At 70.1% G+C, this 18559-nt stretch carries 14 protein-coding genes; 6 read left to right on the top strand and 8 right to left on the bottom strand.

Translation table 11 applies throughout. The features are described from left to right. The first annotated feature begins 1 nt into the window (after window position 1). Both IPM43_06780 and ugpC read left to right on the top strand, forming a co-directional pair. The gene (locus IPM43_06780; GenBank protein QQS26051.1) at window positions 2-2023 is read left to right on the top strand and encodes a glycoside hydrolase family 13 protein; all 2022 of its coding nucleotides are present in this window, start codon (window positions 2-4) and stop codon (window positions 2021-2023) included. Beyond that, entirely contained in the window at window positions 2011-3204 is a 1194-nt protein-coding gene (gene ugpC, locus IPM43_06775) for a sn-glycerol-3-phosphate ABC transporter ATP-binding protein UgpC (GenBank protein ID QQS26050.1), read from the top strand. The genes IPM43_06780 and ugpC overlap by 13 nt, the downstream gene beginning before the upstream one ends. 2 nt (window positions 3205-3206) lie before the next feature. Here ugpC and IPM43_06770 read toward each other — a convergent pair whose 3' ends face one another. The 6 genes from IPM43_06770 to IPM43_06745 form a co-directional block, all read right to left on the bottom strand. Next, on the bottom strand, window positions 3207-5414 hold the full coding sequence (locus IPM43_06770; GenBank protein ID QQS26049.1) for a serine protease: 2208 nt from the start codon (window positions 5412-5414) through the stop codon (window positions 3207-3209). Between the two features lie 119 nt (window positions 5415-5533). After that, window positions 5534-5797: a GlsB/YeaQ/YmgE family stress response membrane protein gene (locus IPM43_06765; protein QQS26048.1), complete on the bottom strand. Its 264-nt coding sequence runs from the start codon at window positions 5795-5797 to the stop codon at window positions 5534-5536. 28 nt (window positions 5798-5825) lie between these two features. Further along, window positions 5826-7586 carry a serine protease gene (locus tag IPM43_06760; protein ID QQS26047.1) on the bottom strand — a complete coding sequence of 587 codons (1761 nt, stop codon included), beginning with the start codon at window positions 7584-7586 and terminating at the stop codon, window positions 5826-5828. After that, window positions 7508-8032 (bottom strand): trypsin-like peptidase domain-containing protein, encoded by a 525-nt coding sequence (locus IPM43_06755; GenBank protein QQS26046.1) that lies wholly within the window; start codon window positions 8030-8032, stop codon window positions 7508-7510. Before IPM43_06755 ends, IPM43_06760 begins: the two co-directional genes overlap by 79 nt. Before the next feature lie 81 nt (window positions 8033-8113). Further along, window positions 8114-9163: a helix-turn-helix transcriptional regulator gene (locus IPM43_06750; GenBank protein ID QQS26045.1), complete on the bottom strand. Its 1050-nt coding sequence runs from the start codon at window positions 9161-9163 to the stop codon at window positions 8114-8116. Between the two features lie 73 nt (window positions 9164-9236). Continuing rightward, the gene (locus tag IPM43_06745) at window positions 9237-11309 is read right to left on the bottom strand and encodes a serine protease (protein QQS26044.1); all 2073 of its coding nucleotides are present in this window, start codon (window positions 11307-11309) and stop codon (window positions 9237-9239) included. A 229-nt stretch (window positions 11310-11538) separates the two neighbouring features. Between IPM43_06745 and IPM43_06740 the strand changes: the two genes are divergently transcribed. Next, window positions 11539-12798, top strand: coding sequence for an acyl-CoA dehydrogenase family protein (locus IPM43_06740; protein QQS26043.1), 1260 nt, complete (start codon window positions 11539-11541; stop codon window positions 12796-12798). A 5-nt stretch (window positions 12799-12803) separates the two neighbouring features. Here IPM43_06740 and IPM43_06735 read toward each other — a convergent pair whose 3' ends face one another. Next, complete coding sequence (locus tag IPM43_06735; GenBank protein QQS26042.1) at window positions 12804-14078, bottom strand: thioredoxin; 1275 nt, start codon at window positions 14076-14078, stop codon at window positions 12804-12806. 97 nt (window positions 14079-14175) lie between these two features. On the opposite strand from IPM43_06735, the gene IPM43_06730 reads away from it, so the two are divergent. After that, complete coding sequence (locus tag IPM43_06730) at window positions 14176-14547, top strand: carboxymuconolactone decarboxylase family protein (protein ID QQS26041.1); 372 nt, start codon at window positions 14176-14178, stop codon at window positions 14545-14547. Here the strand turns inward: IPM43_06730 and IPM43_06725 are convergent. After that, the gene (locus IPM43_06725; GenBank protein QQS26040.1) at window positions 14508-15161 is read right to left on the bottom strand and encodes a TetR family transcriptional regulator; all 654 of its coding nucleotides are present in this window, start codon (window positions 15159-15161) and stop codon (window positions 14508-14510) included. The genes IPM43_06730 and IPM43_06725 overlap by 40 nt on opposite strands. A 55-nt stretch (window positions 15162-15216) precedes the next feature. Here IPM43_06725 and IPM43_06720 point away from each other — a divergent pair, with 55 nt between their 5' ends. Further along, window positions 15217-16485: an acyl-CoA dehydrogenase family protein gene (locus tag IPM43_06720; GenBank protein ID QQS26039.1), complete on the top strand. Its 1269-nt coding sequence runs from the start codon at window positions 15217-15219 to the stop codon at window positions 16483-16485. Between the two features lie 30 nt (window positions 16486-16515). Next, window positions 16516-18366: a cell wall-binding repeat-containing protein gene (locus IPM43_06715; GenBank protein ID QQS26038.1), complete on the top strand. Its 1851-nt coding sequence runs from the start codon at window positions 16516-16518 to the stop codon at window positions 18364-18366. The last annotated feature ends 193 nt before the right edge of the window (window positions 18367-18559 follow it).

The raw sequence follows: 18559 nt of genomic DNA, 5'->3' as shown, positions 1-18559 counted from the left end.
CATGGCGACGAAGCTGCTCGACGAGCCCCACCACGACGGGTCCTCCCGGTACGTCGGCACGCGCTCGCCCGCCTTGGGCGAGCGCGTGCCGGTGCGCCTGGTGGTGCCCGCCGCGAGCGAGGCCGAGCAGGTGCTGGTGCGCACCGTCGTCGACGGCGAGCCGGTCTGGGTGCGCGCCGAGCGCGTGCAAGGGTGGTCAGCAGGCGTCGGGCAGGTGCCTGGTCGGCAGGCCGAGCAGTGGTGGCAGGCCGAGGTGACGATGGCTCACCCGGTGATGCGCTACCGCTTCCTGTTGGTCGGCGGCCACGCCGTCTATCGCTTCGTCAATGCGGCGGGGGTGTGGGACCGCGATGTTCCCGACCGCGAGGACTTCGTGCTGAGCACCGCTTCACCGCCGCCGCAGTGGCTGGCCGGGACCGTGGCGTACCAGGTCTTCCCCGACCGCTTCGCGCGCCGTCGCGAGGACGCGCCGGGCGAGCCGTCGGCCGCGCCGGTGCCGTCGTGGGCGACGGCCACCGCATGGGACGAGCCGGTGCAGATCGAAGAGCAGCGCGCCGTGCACCAGCTCTACCGGGGCGACCTCGACGGCGTGCGTGAGCACCTCGACCACCTCGCCGACCTCGGCGTGAACCTGCTCTACCTCACCCCGTTCTTCCCCGCGCTCTCCAGCCATCGCTACAACGCCACCACCTTCGATCACGTCGACCCGCTGCTCGGCGGCGACGAGGCCCTGGCGCGCCTCGTCGCCGAGGCGCATGAGCGGGGGATCAAGGTGATCGGCGACCTGACCACCAACCACAGCGGCAGCCACCACGCCTGGTTCGAGGCCGCAGTCGCCGACGCGTCGTCGGCCGAGGCGGGCTTCTACTTCTTCGACGAGCACCCGCAGCGCTACGTGGCCTGGCAGGGCGTCGCCAGCCTGCCCAAGTTCGACCTGACGTCGACCGAGTTGCGTGAGCGCCTGGTGCGCGGGTCGCGCTCAGTGGTGCACCGCTGGCTCGACGAGCCGGTCGGGCTCGACGGTTGGCGGATCGACGTCGCGAACATGACCGGACGCCACGGCACCGTCGACGTGAACGCCGAGATCGCCGGCGAGATCCGAGCGACGATGCGCGCGGTGCGCCCCGACGCCTGGTTGCTCGCCGAGCACTGCCACGACGCGTCGGCCGACCTCGGCGGCGAGGGCTGGCACGGCACGATGGCGTACCAGTGGTTCACTCGGCCCGTGTGGTCGTGGCTGCAAGGGGCGCGGGGGATCCCGATGTTCCACGAGCCGCGTCCGCTGCCGCACATCACGGGTCGCACCATGGTCGACACGATGCGCTCGCTCGCCGCTGCGGTTCCATGGCCGGCCCGGGTGGCCAGCATGACCCTGCTCGACAGCCACGACACGGCCCGCTTCCGCACCGTCGCCGGATCGCGCGAGCGCCAGATCGTCGGCGTGGCGCTGCTCGCCACGATGCCCGGCGTGCCGATGGTGTTCGCCGGCGACGAGGTGGGGGTGGAGGGCTGCTGCATGAACGCCGCCCGCCAGCCGTTCCCCTGGGACGAGAACCGGTGGGACCGCCGGCTCCACGACGCCTATCGCCGGCTCCTCCATCTGCGTGCCGGCAGCCCGGCCCTGCAAGACGGCGGCCTGCGGTGGGTCGCCGCCACCGACGACGCGGTCACCTTCGTACGCGAACACCTCGACGAGCGCGTGCTCGTGCACGCTGCGCGCTCCGCGCACGAGCCCGTCGTGCTCGACGCCGGCGCGCTCGGCGTAGGCACATCGCCCGTCGACGCGCTGTTCGGCGACCACCAGCTCGTCGTGGGCGACGACGGCTGCGTCACCCTCCCCGCCGACGGCCCCGCCGCCCACGTCTGGCGCCTCCCCGCCCCATCTCCCCCCAAGTTCTCGGTCGGATTTGTGACACATAGCGCGACTCATCCGACCGAGAACGCGATCACGACCGACGACATGACCGACGACACGACCATCATTGACTCCACCGAAGGGGACTCTTCGCCATGGCAGACGTAGAACTGGAACAGCTGACCAAGGTCTACGAGAACGGCTTTCGCGCCGTCGACTCGCTCGATCTCCAAATCGCCGACGGCGAGTTCCTCGTGCTGGTCGGACCGTCGGGGTGCGGTAAGTCGACGGCGCTGCGGATGGTCGCCGGGTTGGAGGACATCTCCGAGGGCGAGCTACGCATCGGTGGCCAGCGGATGAACGAGCGCCCGTCGCGCGACCGTGACGTGGCGATGGTGTTCCAGAGCTACGCCCTGTATCCGCACATGACGGTGTACGACAACATCGCCTTCGGGCTCACGCTGCGCAAGATGCCCAAGCAGGAGATCGCCGAGCGGGTCGGGCGGGCGAGCCGCATGCTCGGTCTCGACGAGATGCTCGATCGCCGCCCGAAGGCGCTCTCGGGAGGTCAGCGCCAGCGTGTCGCGATGGGTCGGGCGATCGTGCGCAACCCGCAGGTGTTCTTGATGGACGAGCCGCTGTCGAACCTCGACGCCAAGCTGCGCGTGCAGATGCGTTCTGAGATCGCGAAGCTGCAGCAGGACATGGCGACGACCACCATCTACGTCACCCACGACCAGGTCGAGGCGATGACGATGGGCACTCGGGTGGCGGTGATGCGCAAGGGCGTGTTGCAGCAGGTGGCGCCCCCGCAGGTGCTGTACGACCATCCCGACAACCTCTTCGTGGCCGGCTTCATCGGCTCGCCGCCGATGAACCTCGTCACCGCCACCCTCGTGCGCGACGGCGACGGTCTGGCCGTGGCCGTCGGCGACCAGCAGTTGCGCATCGGTGAGCAGGTGATGGCTGCCCGCCCCAGCCTGGCCGGCTACGTCGATCGCCTGGTAGCGCTCGGCATCAGGCCCGAGGACATGGAGGACTCGGCGCTGGTCCCCACCCATCCGGCGGATCGGCGCCTGCGCACCAGGGTGCAGCTCACCGAGGCACTCGGGTCGTCACTCGTCGTGCACTTCAACATCGAGGCGCCGCGCGTCGAGTCGGAGGACTTGCGCGAGCTGACCACCGAAGACCTCGAGGCGTCGTTGCGGGCCCTCGAGGACTCCGGGACGGTCGGCATCGCCAGCCTCGGCCCGCGCAGCCAGGTGCGCGGCGGCGACCTGATCGAGCTCGCGGTCGACACCGAGCGCCTCCACCTGTTCGACCTGGAGACCGGTCTCGCGATCGTCTGAGTTCAGCGGGGGATCGCGCTGGCGTCGAGCACCTGGAACGTGGCCATGATCCGATCGAGCGCGTCGAGGTCGTAGGTGGTGACGGCGTTCACCTCGACGAAGAGCCCGAACTCGCCGCTCGGCGGGCCGGCCGCGATCCACACGTAGACGTTCCCGGTGTCGCTGCAGTCCGAGAAGTACTGGATCCGGCCCTGGTACCAGCCGTCGTCGTAGTCCTCGCGGCCGTCGTCGACGCAATCGCCGACGAAGCTCAGCACTCCGCCCGCATAGTCGTCGAGCCATTGATCGGGGTCCGCGAGCGGTTGGGGATCGGCCAGGAGCACGATCCCGGGCGTCTCCCACTCGTCGAAGAACCCTTGCAGGCTCGGTGCAGCAGCCAGACCCGTGCCCACCTCACTGCCGTCGTCCCGAGTGAGGGGGAAGTACGAGTCGACTTCGCTCCACTCCACCGGCACCTCCACCTGGATCGCGCCGTAGTCGTCGGTGACCGTCATGTACTCGGTGTAGGACTCGTACTCGCCGGGGTCGCCGATGAGCCCAGGCACGTCGCCGGTCACCTGGAAGGTCTGGATGACGCGGTCGAGGGCGTCCAAGTCCGCTGAGGTGACGATCTGCAAGTTCACGAGGATCTCGAACAGGCCGTCCACCTGCCCTGCGGCGATCGTGACGAACTCGGTCTCGGTGTCACCGCAGGCGCTGAACGTCTGGTACAGCCCGGTGTACAGCCCGTCGTCGTAGTCCTGGCGCTCACCCTCGGTGCACGCGTCGAGGAAGCCGAGGTTCTCCCTGTTCCAATCGAGCAGCAGCTCCGGGTCGAAGCTGCTGCCGTTCAACGCCCTGGCCGAGATCGCCATCCCCGGGGTGCCCCAGGTGTCGTTGAAGTCCACCAGGTTCGGTGCGGCCATGATCCCGGTGCCGTCCTCGTTGCCGTCGGCGTCGTTGAACGGGACGAAGGAATCGACGTCGCTCCAGTCGGCCGGCACTTCCACCTGCAAGACGCCGTAGTCGTCGGTGAGCAGCACGTAGTCGGTCTCGAACGACGACGATCCCGCCGCGCTCGGTTCGGCTCCGCCGGCGTCGTCGGGTGCGTCTGCGATCTCGTCGCCGAGGTCGTCGGCGACTTGGTCGGCGAAGGAGTACTGCAGCCCGAGTTCGTCGCCGTTGAACTCGCCGGTGAGGTACTCCTCGGTGGCGAAGCGCAGCACCTGCACGCTCAGCGGGTCGCTGGGTTGGTGCGACTGCAAGATGTCGCAGTAGTCCTTCATCGTGCCGTCGGTGCCCAAGGTGAGCCCTTCGATCTTGGTGATGATGTCGCCGCCCTCCAGACCGAGCTCACCCGCCGGCGAGCCGGTCTCCGCGGACTGCACCCACACCCCGTAGATGCCGTTGTCGGGATCGGCGACGGCAACGCCGTTGACACCGAGCGACAACACGTCTTCGCCCGCCGACAGCGCGTCGATGATCGGCAGCGCCACTTGTTCGGAGATCGCGAACTGCTGCTCGGAGGCACCCTCTATCGGTTCGTTGTAGGCGTAGTTGATGCCGACGACCTTGCCGTCTTGCGTGACCAGGGGCCCGCCGGAGCTGCCCGGGCGGATCCCGGCGTCGTGTTCGATCACCGAGTCCACCGACGCCCAGGTCATCTCCCCGCTGGCCCTGGTGTTGGCCACGATCCCGCTCGTCAACGCGTAGATCGTCTCCGGCGTGGGGTAGCCCGCCGCGTACACGTCGAGCCCGGCGCGGATCTCGCCGTCGTACCACTCGAGGTAGGGGAAGCCGTCGCCTTCGACGTCGATCACGGCCAGGTCGGAGCACTCCGACACGCCGAGCACCTGCGCGTTGCGGGGCTCGTCTTCTTCGCCGACGAACACCTCCAACGCGGCGACGCCGGTGACGACGTGGTTGTTGGTGACCGCGATCCCTGACGGGTCGACGAAGAACCCCGACCCGCCGCCCGAGTACTCGTATGCGCCGAACTCGGGATGCACCAGCCCGCCGCGGGTGTCGATGCGCACCATCGCCGACACCACGTCGTCCAGGCTCGACACCACCTCACCACCGCCGCCGCCATCTGTGGTGTCAGGGGTCGAATCGACGACAGCCACAGTCGTCGACGCACCGATCACACCACCGTCGTCACCACCACAACCCGTCGCCAACAACACCCCCACCGCCGCCAAACCCATACCGACGCAATGCCGCCCAGCCATCGCCGTCCTCCCCGATTCAGCTCCCGGCGTCGATCATGCACCGACCGATAGACGTTGTCGAGGGAGGTTCCCCGATCGAGGAACGTGCCGAGCCCGGTCGGGGTTCGAGCTGCGCGTGGTCAGCGTGCGGCGCGGCGGTTCGCGACGGCGATCCAGACGGCGGTCACGATCAGCGCGCCGACCAGCGATCCGATCAGCCCGCTCGGGCGGAGCGCGAGCCCGTCGCCGGCGAGCAGGCTGGCGAGCAGGCCACCGACGAACGAGCCACCGATGCCGGCGACGAGGGCCATCGTCCAGTCGACCTCTCGTCCTTGGCGTCCGAGGACGAGTTGGGCGAGCCAGCCGATGACCATGCCGGCGACGATGATCCCGAGAATGAGCATGGCCGCCGATGGTACCGGGGCAAGTCGCTCACTGAGGGATCGCGCTCAGGTCGAGCACCTGGAAGGTGGCGATGATCCGATCGAGCGCGTCGAGGTCGGAGGCGGCGACGGTGTTCACGCGCACGAAGAGGCTGAACTCCTGGCCGGACGGCTCGGCGACGATCCACACCACTCCGGCGTCGGTGCCTCCGCAGTTGGTGTAGGTCTGCGTCTTGCCCTGGTACCAGCCGTCGTCGTAGTCGGAACGGCCCGCGTCGTCGCAAGCGTCGACGTATGTGAGGTTCGCCGCCAGATCGTCGAGCCACAGGTCGGCGTCACCCATTGGCAAGGCCGAGGCGAGGAACGTCATCCCCGGCGCCTCCCACCCGTTCAAGAACGAGTCCAGGTTCGGTGAGGCGGCGACGCCCGTGCCCACGTCGCTGCCGTCGGGCCCAACGAGGGTGAGGCGGGAGTCGACGTCGCTCCATTCCACCGGCACCTCCACTTGAACCGCGCCGTAGTCGTCGGTGATCGTCACGTACTCGGTGTACGGGCCGTAGGCGTCGCCGGCGTCGCCGACAAGCCCGGGAACCTCGCCGACCACCTGGAAGGTCTGGATGACGCGGTCGAGGGCGTCGAGGTCGGCGGAGGTGACGATCTGCATCTGTACGAACACCTCGAACAGGGCGTCCGGCGGAGCCGCGGCGATCATCACGTACTCGGTCTCGGTGTCGCCGCACGCGCTGAACGTCTGGTACAGCCCGGTGTACAGCCCGTCGTCGTAGTCCTGGCGCTCACCCTCGGTGCACGCGTCGAGGAAGCTGTGCCTGTTCACATCGAGCGTCTCGGCCGGGTCGAAGTCGCGCCCGCTCATCGCCCAGGCCGCGATCTGTACCCCCGGCGTACCCCAGGTGTTGGTGAAGTCCTCCAGGTTCGGCGCCGCCGCGATCCCGGTGCCGTCCTCGTTGCCGTCGGCGTCGAGGAACGGGGCGAAGGTGTCGACGTCGTCCCATTCGGCGGGGGTCTCCACCTGCAGCGCGCCGGTGTCGTCGGTGAGCAGCACGTAGTCGGTGTAGGTCCCGACCGGATCTCCGGGATCCTCCCCACCGGTGTCGTCGGTGACGGTGTCGTCGGGTGCCTCTTCGATCTCGTCGCCGAGGTCTTCTTCGACTTGGTCGGCGAAGGAGTACTGCAGTTCGAGGGGGTCGCCGTTGAATTCGCCGGTGAGGTATTCCTCGGTGGCGAAGCGCAGGATCTGCACGCTGAGCGGGTCGCTTGGTTGGTGGGACTGCAAGATGTCGCAGTAGTCCTTCATCGTGCCGTCGGTGCCCAAGGTGAGCCCTTCGATCTTGGTGATGATGTCGCCGCCCTCGAGACCGAGCTCACCCGCGGGGGAGCCGGTTTCGGTGGACTGCACCCACACCCCGTAGATGCCGTTGTCGGGATCGGCGACGGCGACACCGTTGACACCGAGCGACAACACGTCTTCGCCCGCTGACAGCGCGTCGATGATCGGTAGTGCTTCTGTCTCGGAGATCGCGAACTGCTGCTCGGAGGCCCCTTCGACGGTTTCACCGCCGGCGTAGTTGATGCCCACGACCTTGCCGTCTTCGGTGACGAGGGGCCCGCCGGAGCTGCCCGGGCGGATCCCGGCGTCGTGTTCGATCACCGAGTCCACCGACGCCCAGGTCATCTCCCCGCTGGCTTTGGTGTTGGCCACGATCCCACTGGTCAACGCGTAGATGTTCTCCGGGTCGGGGTACCCGCGGCGTACACGTCGAGCCCGGCGCGGATCTCGCCGTCGTACCACTCCAGGTAGGGGAAGCCGTCGCCTTCGACGTCGATCACGGCCAGGTCGGAGCATTCCGACACGCCGAGCACCTGCGTGCGGGGCTCGTCTTCTTCGCCGACGTACACCTCCAACGCGGCGACGCCGGTGACGACGTGGTTGTTGGTGACCGCGATCCCTGACGGGTCGATGAAGAACCCCGACCCACCGCCGCCGGAGAACTCGAACGCGCCGATCTCGGGGTCGACGAGCGCGCCGCGGGTGTCGATGCGCACCGTGGCCGACAACACGTCGTCCAAGCTCGACACCGCCGCCCCACCACCGCCGCCGGTGGTGTCAGGAGCCGAATCGTCGACAGCCACAGTCGTCGACGCACCGATCACACCACCGTCGTCACCACCACAACCCCCCGCCAACAACACCCCCACCGCCACCAAACCCACGACCACACCACGCCGCTCCGCCATCGCCGTCCTCCCCGATCAGCAGATCCCGGGATCCATCATCCACCGGGGGGTATCGGTTGTCGAGAGCTGAGTCCCCTCGGATCAGGATTCGTCGCCGTTCGGCGGCACCGGCGGCAGGCCGACCGCGACCACTCGTTCTTCGGGGTCGGGCGCCTTCCACTCGCCGTCATGGTCGGGTGGCACCGGTGGCAGGCCGACCGCGACCTCGCGTTCGCCTTCGCCGTCTCCCCGCACTGGCTGGGCCTCTGCATCGGGCGTCTCGGCCACCTGGAGTCCGGCCGGCTCCTCGGCGTCGTTCTGCGCCGAGTTGGCGCCGGAAAGCTCGCCATCCTCTGCCGCAACGGGCGCCGTCGCGGCGGGCACTTCGGGCACGGCGGGCACAGGCTCCTCGGCCGGCGCGGTCGCGACGACTACCGGGGCGCGGCTCGAGTCGTGTACCTCGGCCGTGGTCGCACTGGTCGCGTTGCCCGCGCTGGTCTGGAGCGGAGCCGACAGCGGAGTCGACAGCGGAGTCGACAGCGGCGCCCGGCCCGGACGCAAGGGTGGCACGCCCGCGCGCGAAGGCGAGGCCGAGGCCGAGAGCGACGCCCCGCCGACGAGACCGATCACCGCGGCTCCGGCGACGAACATCGCGATCATCGTCCGGCGGTGCTGCTGGGTGACGCCCATCAATGCGCAGAGCTGCTCCACCACCTCCTCGCCCGGCAGGCACAAGAACGCGGCGAGCGCTTCCACGTCGTCGCGGCGCAGGGCCACCACCGGGTCGTGCTGCTGGCGGCGCACCTCACGCACCAGGCGCAGATAGGCGGTGAGCAGGGACACGTCGTCGATCGGGTCGAACCTCGTGCAGGAGGGGCCGACGGAGATGACGCCGGTGATGTCCACGTCCACGGCGCGCCGTCCGGACACCAACCCGTCGAGGTCCGCCTGGTAGACCGCGGCGAGCTCACGCACCAGGTCCTCGCCGAGGGGCAGCGCGCCGTGCTCTGCCGCCTTCAGCTCGTGCCGGCTGAGCGTGCTGCGCCGGGAAAGGGTGGAAAGGCTCAGTCCGCGGGCGCGTCGGGTGGCGGCGAGCAGCACCCCGAGGCGCGCCGCGAACGTCTCGTCGATCCAGCCCACCGCCGTCGCCATCGCGTCCGTTCCTTCCCGCCCTCAGGCCTGCACCGTGTCATCGGCACGGCCAGGGGTCGGGTTGAGCGGCTGCTCAGGCGGGGATCGCGGCGGCGTCGACCACCTGGAACGTGGCGATGATGCGCTCGAGGGCGTCCTCGTCTGCCGAGGTGATGGTCTGCACCTGCACCAGGATCGCGAACTCACCGCTCGACGGGCCGGCAGCGATCATGGCGAACCCCGCGCTGCCTCCGCAGTCGGAGTACCTCTGCATCCGGCCTTGGTACAAGCCGTCGTCGTAGTCCTCGCGCCCGTCGTCGGTGCAGGCTTCGGACCACCCGGACGCGATCGCGTCCAGCCAGGCGTCGGCGTCTGCCAGCTCGAACGCCTCGACGCTGATCTTCATGCCGGGCGTCTCCCACGTGTTGAAGTAGTCGTCCAGGTTCGGTGCAGCGGCGAGTCCGGTGCCGATGTCCTGGCCCTCTGCCCCCGTGAAGGGATAGAAGTCGTCGACGTCGGTCCAGCTCGCGGGCACCTCCACCTGCAGCGCACCTTCGGCGTCGGTGAGCATCACGTAGCCGGAGTCGTCGCTGGCCGTGTCGGTCGTGTCGTCGGTCGTGTCGCCGTCTCCGCCGCCACCTCCGCCGGCGACGTCGCCGACCACCTGGAACGTCTGCACGATGCGGTCGAGCGCGTCGAGGTCGGCGTCTGTCACCAGTTGCACGCGCACGAGCATCTCGAACTCGCCACCGGGCTGACCGGCTGAGATCAGCGCGTTCTGCGTGTCGGTTCCCGCGCAGCCGCTGAACAGCTGGTAGATGCCCGTGTACAGCCCGTCGTCGTAGTCCTGGCGGCCTTCGTCGACGCAGTTGTCGGTGATGAACGAGTAGTAGTCGGCGTTCGCGTCGAGCAGCGCCTCGGCGTCGAACTCGCGCCCGTCGAGCGGGCCGACCGAGATCGTCATGCCGGGGGCGTCCCAGGTGCCGACGAAGTCGTCCAAGTCGGGCGCGGCCCTGATCCCGGTGCCGACCTCGTTGCCGTTCGCGTCGTTCATCGGCCAGTAGGTGTCGACGTCGCTCCACTCGGTGGGGACCTCCACCTGCAGCGCGCCGGTGTCGTCGGTGAGCAGCACGTAGTCGGTGTACGCCGTGCCTTCGTCGACGGCGCCGTCGCCGAGGTCTTCTTCGACTTGGTCGGCGAAGGAGTACTGCAGTTCGAGGGGGTCGCCGTTGAATTCGCCGGTGAGGTATTCCTCGGTGGCAAAGCGCAGGATCTGCACGCTGAGCGGGTCGCTTGGTTGGTGGGACTGCAAGATGTCGCAGTAGTCCTTCATCGTGCCGTCGGTGCCCAAGGTGAGCCCTTCGATCTTGGTGATGATGTCGCCGCCCTCGAGACCGAGCTCACCCGCGGGGGAGCCGGTTTCGGTGGACTGCACCCACACCCCGTAGATGCCGTTGTCGGGATCGGCGACGGCGACACCGTTGACACCGAGCGACAACACGTCTTCGCCCGCTGACAGCGCGTCGATGATCGGTAGTGCTTCTGTCTCGGAGATCGCGAACTGCTGCTCGGAGGCGCCTTCGACGGTTTCACCGCCGGCGTAGTTGATGCCCACGACCTTGCCGTCTTCTGTGACCAGGGGCCCGCCGGAGCTGCCCGGGCGGATCCCGGCGTCGTGTTCGATCACCGAGTCCACCGACGCCCAGGTCATCTCCCCGCTGGCTTTGGTGTTGGCCACGATCCCACTGGTCAACGCGTAGATGTTCTCCGGGTCTGGGTACCCCGCGGCGTACACGTCGAGCCCGGCGCGGATCTCGCCGTCGTACCACTCCAGGTAGGGGAAGCCGTCGCCTTCGACGTCGATCACGGCCAGGTCGGAGCATTCCGACACGCCGAGCACCTGCGCGTTGCGGGGCTCGTCTTCTTCGCCGACGTACACCTCCAACGCGGCGACGCCGGTGACGACGTGGTTGTTGGTGACCGCGATCCCTGACGGGTCGATGAAGAACCCCGACCCGCCGCCGCCGGAGAACTCGAACGCGCCGATCTCGGGGTCGACGAGCGCGCCGCGGGTGTCGATGCGCACCGTGGCCGACAACACGTCGTCCAAGCTCGACACCGCCGCCCCACCACCGCCGCCGGTGGTGTCAGGGGTCGAATCGTCCACAGCCACAGTCGTCGACGCACCGATCACACCACCGTCGTCACCACCACAACCCCCCGCCAACAACACCCCCACCGCCACCAAACCCACGACCACACCACGCCGCCGCAACCCGCCCATCGCCGTCCTCCCCGATCTGTCGATAACCGCGCGCCAATGTTCGTCGCCGCCCTGCGCGTTGTCCAGCACTTGCGCCGCGGCGTCGGCGGGCGGCGCCAGGTACGGTCGCCCCGTGGAGCGCCCGAGCGTGACCGAGCTGGGTGACCAGCTACGCGCCTGGCTGAGCCGGGCGTGGGACCCGGAGCTGGCGTTGGTCGAGTGGCGCGAACGCCTTGTGGACGCGGGCTGGGGCGTGCCGTCGTGGCCCCGCCACCGCTACGGCCAAGAGCTGCCCGCCTGGGCCGACACGGTGGTTGCCGAAGCGCTGCGCGCGGCCGGTGTCGTCGGCATGCCGGTGAGCTCGGGCATGGGCCTCGCCGCGCCGACGATGCTCGCCCACGGCAGCGACGAACTGCTCGACCGGTTGCTGCGCCCGACGCTGACCGGCGCGGTCACCTGGTGCCAGCTGTTCAGCGAGCCCGGTGCCGGGTCGGACCTGGCCGGGCTCACCACGACGGCGGTCCGCGACGGCGACACCTGGGTGGTCAACGGGCAGAAGGTGTGGAACACCAGCGCCCACCACGCCGACTTCGGCCTGCTGCTCGCGCGCACCGACTGGGACGCGCGCAAGCACCGCGGCCTCGCCTACTTCGTGCTGCCGATGCAGCAGGCCGGTGTCGAGGTACGCCCTCTACGTCAGATGAACGGTTACTCCTCGTTCAACGAGGTGTTCCTCGCCGACGCGCACGTTCCGGCCGAGCTGATCATCGGTGCTCCCGGCGAGGGTTGGGCCGTGGCGCAGACGACGCTGATGCACGAGCGCGGCTTCGCGACGATGCGCCGCGAGCCGGACCGTCAGCTCGGCACTCGTGCCGGGCGGGCGTGGCGCGAAGCCGACGCCGAGGCCGCGGAGCAGTTCGCCGTCTACTCCTGGTACCCCCAGCGCGCCGGGCGCGCCGACCTGGCCCCGACGCGCGCCCGGGTGCACGGGCGCTCCGGCGACGCGGTCGTGCGCCAGCACCTGGCCGAGCTGTACACGCTCGCCCGTGTCGGCCAGTTCACCGCCGAGCGGGCGCGCGTCGCGCGAGCACTCGGTCGGCCGCCCGGGCCGGAGGGCTCGATCGGCAAGCTGGCGGCCAGCGCGTTGGCCCGGCGCGCGGCGGCGGTGCACGCCGAGATCGCCGGCGCGCACGCGATGTTGGCCGGGCCCGACTCGCCCGAGGGCGGCGTGGTCGCCGAGGTGCTCGTGTCGGTACCGGGCCAGTCGATCGCCGGCGGCACCGACGAGGTGCAGCGCAACATCCTCGGTGAGCGCGTGCTCGGGCTGCCCCACGAACCCTCGCCCGAGCGTGAGCTGCCCTTCCGCGACGTCCCCCGCAACCCGACGCGCTGAGCGCCTCAGACCGTTCGCGCGGGAGGCTCTGGCCGGGTCCGGCGGGTGAGCACCGCCTCGGCGGTGAGCACCGCTACCACCGCCAGAGCCGTCAGCGCGAAGAGCGTCAGGGTTCCGGCCAGCGACTCGAGCAGGCGAGGCTTCACGAGCATCGTGATCGCGAGGGCCACCATCAGCGAGCCGCTGACGAGCTGGAGCACCTGGCCGTGGCGCTCCTGCAGCTTGGTCGCCCGCAGCGTGACCACGGCGACCGAGAACACGATCAGCTCGTCCAGAAGGAAGACCGTCAAGTAGAGGGTGAAGGCCAGCGCGACCGCTGCGGGCGCCAGGTCTCGCGCGGCCACGAGGTCGGCCCAGAGCAGCGGCAGCCCGGCGGTGCATGGCGTCTCCAGCAACGACACCCCCACGGCGAGGGCCACCGTGGCGCCGAGCACCGCCGGCAGCGAGCGGTCGGTGCGGGCGAGCGATCGCATGCGCTGGTACAGCCCCGGCTTCCGCGCGGAGGGGATCGTCACCGACGGCCCGCGGTGGGTGAGGTGCTCCTTCAGGTGCAGCACGCCGAAGACGAGCGCGATCGCGGCCACACCGAGGCGCACCCAACCCAGCTCGCCGGCATGGTCGAGCACGGTGTAGGCGCCGAACATGTACAGCCCGTAGAGCGCGGATGTGACGAGCAGGAACACCGTGCCGACGGCCAGCACCCGCTGGCGAGACCCGCCGTGGAGCACGAGCGCGAGCAACATCGTCAGCACCCACAGCGAGCACGGGTTCACGCCGTCGACGAAGCCGATCAGCGCGGTGGCGAGCACCAGGGACCTGTCGCCGACGTCCACCGACCCGATGCCGGGCACGTCGACGGTGGTACGTGCTTCCTGCACGGGTTCTCGACCGGCCGTCAGTGCAGCGACGGCCGCCTCGATCTGGGCGGCGACGGTGGAGTCGAAGCCCACCCACACCAGGTCGCCGAGCACGGTCGTCGGCACCGAGCGGGCCTCGAAGTTGTGGGCGGCTGCCACCGAGCGGAACAGCTCGAGGTTGGTGTCGTCGTTCCACACCTCGTAAGCGGCCACCTCCAGCAGCGGCTCCCGTGCCTGGAGCTCGCCCAAGAACGTGAGCTCACGCGCGCAGTACGGGCAGCCCTCCCCGTAGAACACCACCAACTCCACCGTCGCCGGCTCGGGCTCGGGCTCGGCGCCGGTGGCGAGGACGGGGGAGAGCACGCCGAGCAAGGCGGCAAGGGCCATCGACACCGACATCTGGCGGCCTCCGTCAACGAGCATCGCCGATCGGCGTCGGGCGGGGCAGGGCCATCGGTCCTGGCGCAATGCTGACCGCCGACCGCGGTCGCGGCGGGTGCCGCGGAGCACAATGAGAGCCATGACGGACAACACCCAGAGCTACGGCAAGGGGGTGCAGGACCAGCTCGTGCCCCTCGCCCGTGAGCTGCGTCACGCCATCCCCGACGTGATGAAGTCCTTCGCCGACCTCCACGGCTCGGTGCTTGCCGACGGTGCGCTGTCGACGAAGGAGAAGGAGCTGATCGCGCTCGCGATCTCGGTGAGCCAGCGCTGCGACGGTTGCATCGCCTCACACGCCCGCGGCGCGGCGCGCCGGGGAGCGACCGAGGCCGAGGTGTCCGAGGCGATCGGGGTGGCGATCCTGATGACCGGCGGACCGGCCACGGTGTACGGCCCGCGGGCCCTCGCCGCCTACCGCGACTTCGCCGAAGCGGCGGCGGCGCCGGCCTGAGCGCCCCGCCCGCCCGCGATCGAGCGGGCGAATCCCTGGTACACCGCGATCAGGTCGAGCATCGACATCCGGTTCGCCACGTTCGGCTCCCACAGGGTCATCGCCAGGGTGGTGATCGCCCATGCCGCCTCGCCCACGTCGGCGACGGCGAACTCACCCGTCGCCCGGCCGTCTTCGATGACGCCTTCCACGAGGCCGCGCAGCTCAGCGCGCTTCTCTTCGATCAGTTTCCTGTCTGGCGGCGCGAGGCGCGTGTACTCGCGCCAGGCGACGGTGCTGGCGAGCTGCGCGAACTCGTCGTGCAGGGTCGACGCGATGAGCGTGCCGACGATCTCGTCGAGGCGCTCGGGCGGCGTCGGCCCTGCATCGGCCAGGCGCCGGTCGATGCGGGCGAGGATGACGTCGTAGGACTCCTCGATGAACTCACGCAGCAGGTCGAGCTTGGAGGGGAAGTGGTGGTACAGCGCCGCGGCGCTCACCCCGGCGCGCGCTGCCATGTCGCGGGTGGACGCGCCCTCGTAGCCGTTCTCGCCGATCACCACCACCGCGGCGCGCATGATGGCCGCCTTGCCCGGTCGTTCACGCCGAGGCCCGGGCTCCTCGGCGGTGGTCACCGGGCGACTGTAGCCCCCGTACGCATCTGAACGATCGCTCAGTTAGTGTCCGGCGGTGGACTTCGAGCTGCCTGCCGACCTGGTCGCCTACCTGTCCGAGCTGGACGAGTTCATCGAGCGGGAGATCCGCCCGCTCGAGCGACAAGACGACAACATCCGCTTCTTCGACCACCGTCGCGAGGACGCCCGCACCGACTGGGAGCGCGGTGGACTGCCGAACGAGGAGTGGGAGCTGTTGCTGTACGAGGCCCGCCGCCGGGCCGACGCCGCCGGGCACTACCGGTACCCGTTCCCGAAGGAGTACGGCGGGCGCGAGGGCACCAACCTCGGCATGGCGGTGATCCGCGAGCACCTCGCGCGGAAGGGCCTCGGCCTGCACAACGACTTGCAGAACGAGCACTCGATCGTCGGCAACAACGTCGGCCTGCTGCTGATGCTGCACTACGGCACCGACCAGCAGAAGGCCGACTGGGTCGACGACCTGGCCGAGGGCCGCCGCGGGTTCGCGTTCGGCATCACCGAGCCGCGCCACGGCTCCGACGCCACCCACATGGAGACCGTCGCCGTGCGTGACGGCGACGAGTGGGTGATCAACGGCGAGAAGACGTGGAACACCGGCATCCATCGCGCGCAGTACGACATGATCATGGCCCGCACCGCCGGCGAAGCCGGCGACGCCATGGGCATCACCGCGTTCCTCGTGCCGACGGACGCCCCGGGTTTCGAGGTGCTCGAGTACCTGTGGACGTTCAACATGCCGACCGACCACGCCCACATCCGCCTCACCGACGTGCGCGTGCCGCACTCGGCGATCTTCGGCGGCGAGGGCACCGGGCTCCAGGTGGTGCAGCACTTCTTCAACGAGAACCGCATCCGCCAGGCGGCGTCCAGCCTCGGCGCAGCGCAGTTCTGCATCGACCGCTCGGTGGAGTACGCGAAGGAGCGCAAGCCGTTCGGCAAGGCGCTGTCGACGAACCAGGCGATCCAGTTCCCCCTCGTCGAGCTGCACACCCAGGCCGAGATGCTGCGCGCTCTCGTCCACAAGACGGCGTGGTCGATGGACCGCTACGGCGCGTTCTCGCAGTCCGACCGGGTGTCGATGTGCAACTACTTCGCGAACCGGTTGTGCTGCGACGCCGCCGACCGGGCGATGCAGGTGCACGGCGGCCTCGGCTACTCGCGCCACATGCCCTTCGAGCACATCTACCGCCACCATCGCCGCTACCGGATCACGGAAGGCTCCGAGGAGATCCAGATGCGCCGGGTGGCCGGCTACATGTTCGGCTTCATGAGCCAGCGCGCGCCGAAGGGCGTCACCGCGTAGCCGGCCCACCGGCAGCTACCGTCGGCGGCGGTGTCAGCTCGACGGGCAGGTCGCAGTGGCTGGGTGATGGCCCGCGCGGTCGTCTGCACGGTCGTGTTCGCGGTCGTGTTCGCGGTCGTGTTCGCTGTCGTGTTCGCGACGGCCGCCCCGGTCTCGCCGGCGCTCGCCGCGGCCGGCGGCGACCCGGTGAAGCCGGAGGCTCCCGGCACCAACGACCGGGCCGGGGGTGACCCGGGCGCCTTCCCCGCAGCCGGCTCTGGCGGTGGCGGTGGCGGTGTCACCTCTTACATCGTCGGCGGTTCGCCGACACCGGGCGCGATGGGCGACGTCGTGGTGCGCATCGTCGCCGGCGACTTCGAGTGCAGCGGCACGCTCGTGGCCGCCCGCTACGTGCTGACCGCGGCCCACTGCATAGACGACCGCGCCGTCGTCTTCGCCGGTTCCACCCAGGTGAGCGGCCAGCGCAGCCTCGGCCTGGCGAGCGGCACCGCTCATCCGCTGTTCGACGGCGAGTCCTCGCTGCGCTACGACGTCGGGCTCTACCGCCTGGACGCACCGCACCCCTACGCCGGGCGGGAGATCCCCCTCGCCGGGTACGGCGACACCTGGGCCAGCGCGCCGGGCGCCGAGGTGACCGTGCTCGGGTGGGGCTACACCACCCCGGGCGACCGCTTCTCGGCGTCGAGCATCCTGCTGCAGGGCACCGCCACCGTGCTGGCCACTCCCGAGTGCACCGCGCTCGACCTTGACGACGGCTGGTTCTTCGATGCGCCGTCCACGCTCTGCACCCACTCCGAGACGATGTCGCCCTGCCACGGTGATTCGGGCGGGCCGCTGCTCGCCACGCAGGGAACGGTCACGGTGCAGGTCGGCGTCGTCAGCTACGGGCCTTCCAAGGGGAGCTGCGAGTCGTACTCGGCCGCGGCGTCGGTGCCGGCGGTGCTCGCCTGGCTGCGGGCGGCGATGTCCGAGCCGCGCCCGGACGTCACCCCGTTGCGCGTCTACGGCCGGGACCGCTACGAGACCGCAGCCGCGGTGGCGGGCACCTGGCCGCGCAGTGCCGAGGTGTTCGTCGCCACCGGGGCCGACTTCCCCGACTCGCTCGCCGCGGGCGCCGCCGCCGCCAGCGCGAATGCTCCGCTGCTGCTCGTCAAGGCCGGCGGCCTGCCGCTGGCCACCCGCATCGCGCTGGCGCGGCTCGGCCCCCGCACCGTGTACCTGGCCGGAGGCACGGCCGCGGTGAGTGACGCGGTGGCCGAGCAGATCCGGGGGCTGACCGGGGCCGAGGTAGTGCGCCTCGGCGGGGCCAGCCGCTACGAGACCGCCGCCGCGCTCACCGGTTTCGCCTGGCCGGGGTCCTCCGGCACCAGGGTGTGGGTGGCAGGTGGCGACACGTTCGCCGACGCGCTCGTCGCCAGCACCGCCGCCGCGGTGTACGGCGAGCCGTTCGTGCTCGTCGACACGTCAGGGGGATCGCTCGGTGCAGCCACTGCCGCAGCGCTGGCGCGCCTCGACCCGGCCGAGATCGCCCTCGTCGGCGCGCCGGGCACGGTCGACGACCAGGTCGCGGCTGCCCTCGCCGGGTTCGCCCCCGTCGTGGCCTTCGACGCGCCCGACGTCACCCAGCGCTCGGTGGACGTGTGGGCGGGCCTTCGCGCCTCGGCCATCGTCGGCCTGGCGACGGTGGCGAACTTCCCCGACGCGCTGGCCGCCGGGCCGTGGTCGGCGTTGCGGCCGAGGTCGCCACTGGTGCTCGTGCCGCCTGCGTGCGTGCCGCCGGGCGCGGCCGCCCTGGTGGAGCGCCTCGGTTCGACCCTCGCGGTGCTGTTCGGCGGCCCCGCCGCGCTCCATCCGGTGCTCGACACCTTGGCGGACTGCTGAGATCCGTGCCTCCCGACGCGCCACTTGTGGCCGCTTCGCCACGGAGCGTGTGTGCGCTGACGTGCGTCGATGTTTGATCCGGGACCCGCCAGACCGTAAAGTCTCCCGCGACTTGGCGCTGCCGTGTCACAAAACGCGTGTCACTGCAGTTCCTAGCCAACGAGGTGTGTTGTCGGCCCCGCCGGTCCGCACG

The sequence above is a fragment of the Actinomycetota bacterium genome (genome assembly GCA_016700055.1).
Taxonomy (GTDB): domain Bacteria; phylum Actinomycetota; class Acidimicrobiia; order Acidimicrobiales; family Ilumatobacteraceae; genus Kalu-18.
Note: the sequence above shows the minus strand (reverse complement) of the source record. Positions and strands in the feature narration are given on the sequence as shown.

Excerpts from the sequence above, each read along its gene's own strand:
- IPM43_06735 (QQS26042.1), bottom strand. The coding sequence starts at position 14,078 with ATGCTCGTTGACGGAGGCCGCCAGATGTCGGTGTCGATGGCCCTTGCC.
- IPM43_06730 (QQS26041.1), top strand. The coding sequence starts at position 14,176 with ATGACGGACAACACCCAGAGCTACGGCAAGGGGGTGCAGGACCAGCTC.
- IPM43_06750 (QQS26045.1), bottom strand. The coding sequence starts at position 9,163 with ATGGCGACGGCGGTGGGCTGGATCGACGAGACGTTCGCGGCGCGCCTC.
- ugpC (QQS26050.1), top strand. The coding sequence starts at position 2,011 with ATGGCAGACGTAGAACTGGAACAGCTGACCAAGGTCTACGAGAACGGC.
- IPM43_06765 (QQS26048.1), bottom strand. The coding sequence starts at position 5,797 with ATGCTCATTCTCGGGATCATCGTCGCCGGCATGGTCATCGGCTGGCTC.
- IPM43_06755 (QQS26046.1), bottom strand. The coding sequence starts at position 8,032 with ATGGCGGAGCGGCGTGGTGTGGTCGTGGGTTTGGTGGCGGTGGGGGTG.
- IPM43_06780 (QQS26051.1), top strand. The coding sequence starts at position 2 with ATGGCGACGAAGCTGCTCGACGAGCCCCACCACGACGGGTCCTCCCGG.
- IPM43_06770 (QQS26049.1), bottom strand. The coding sequence starts at position 5,414 with ATGGCTGGGCGGCATTGCGTCGGTATGGGTTTGGCGGCGGTGGGGGTG.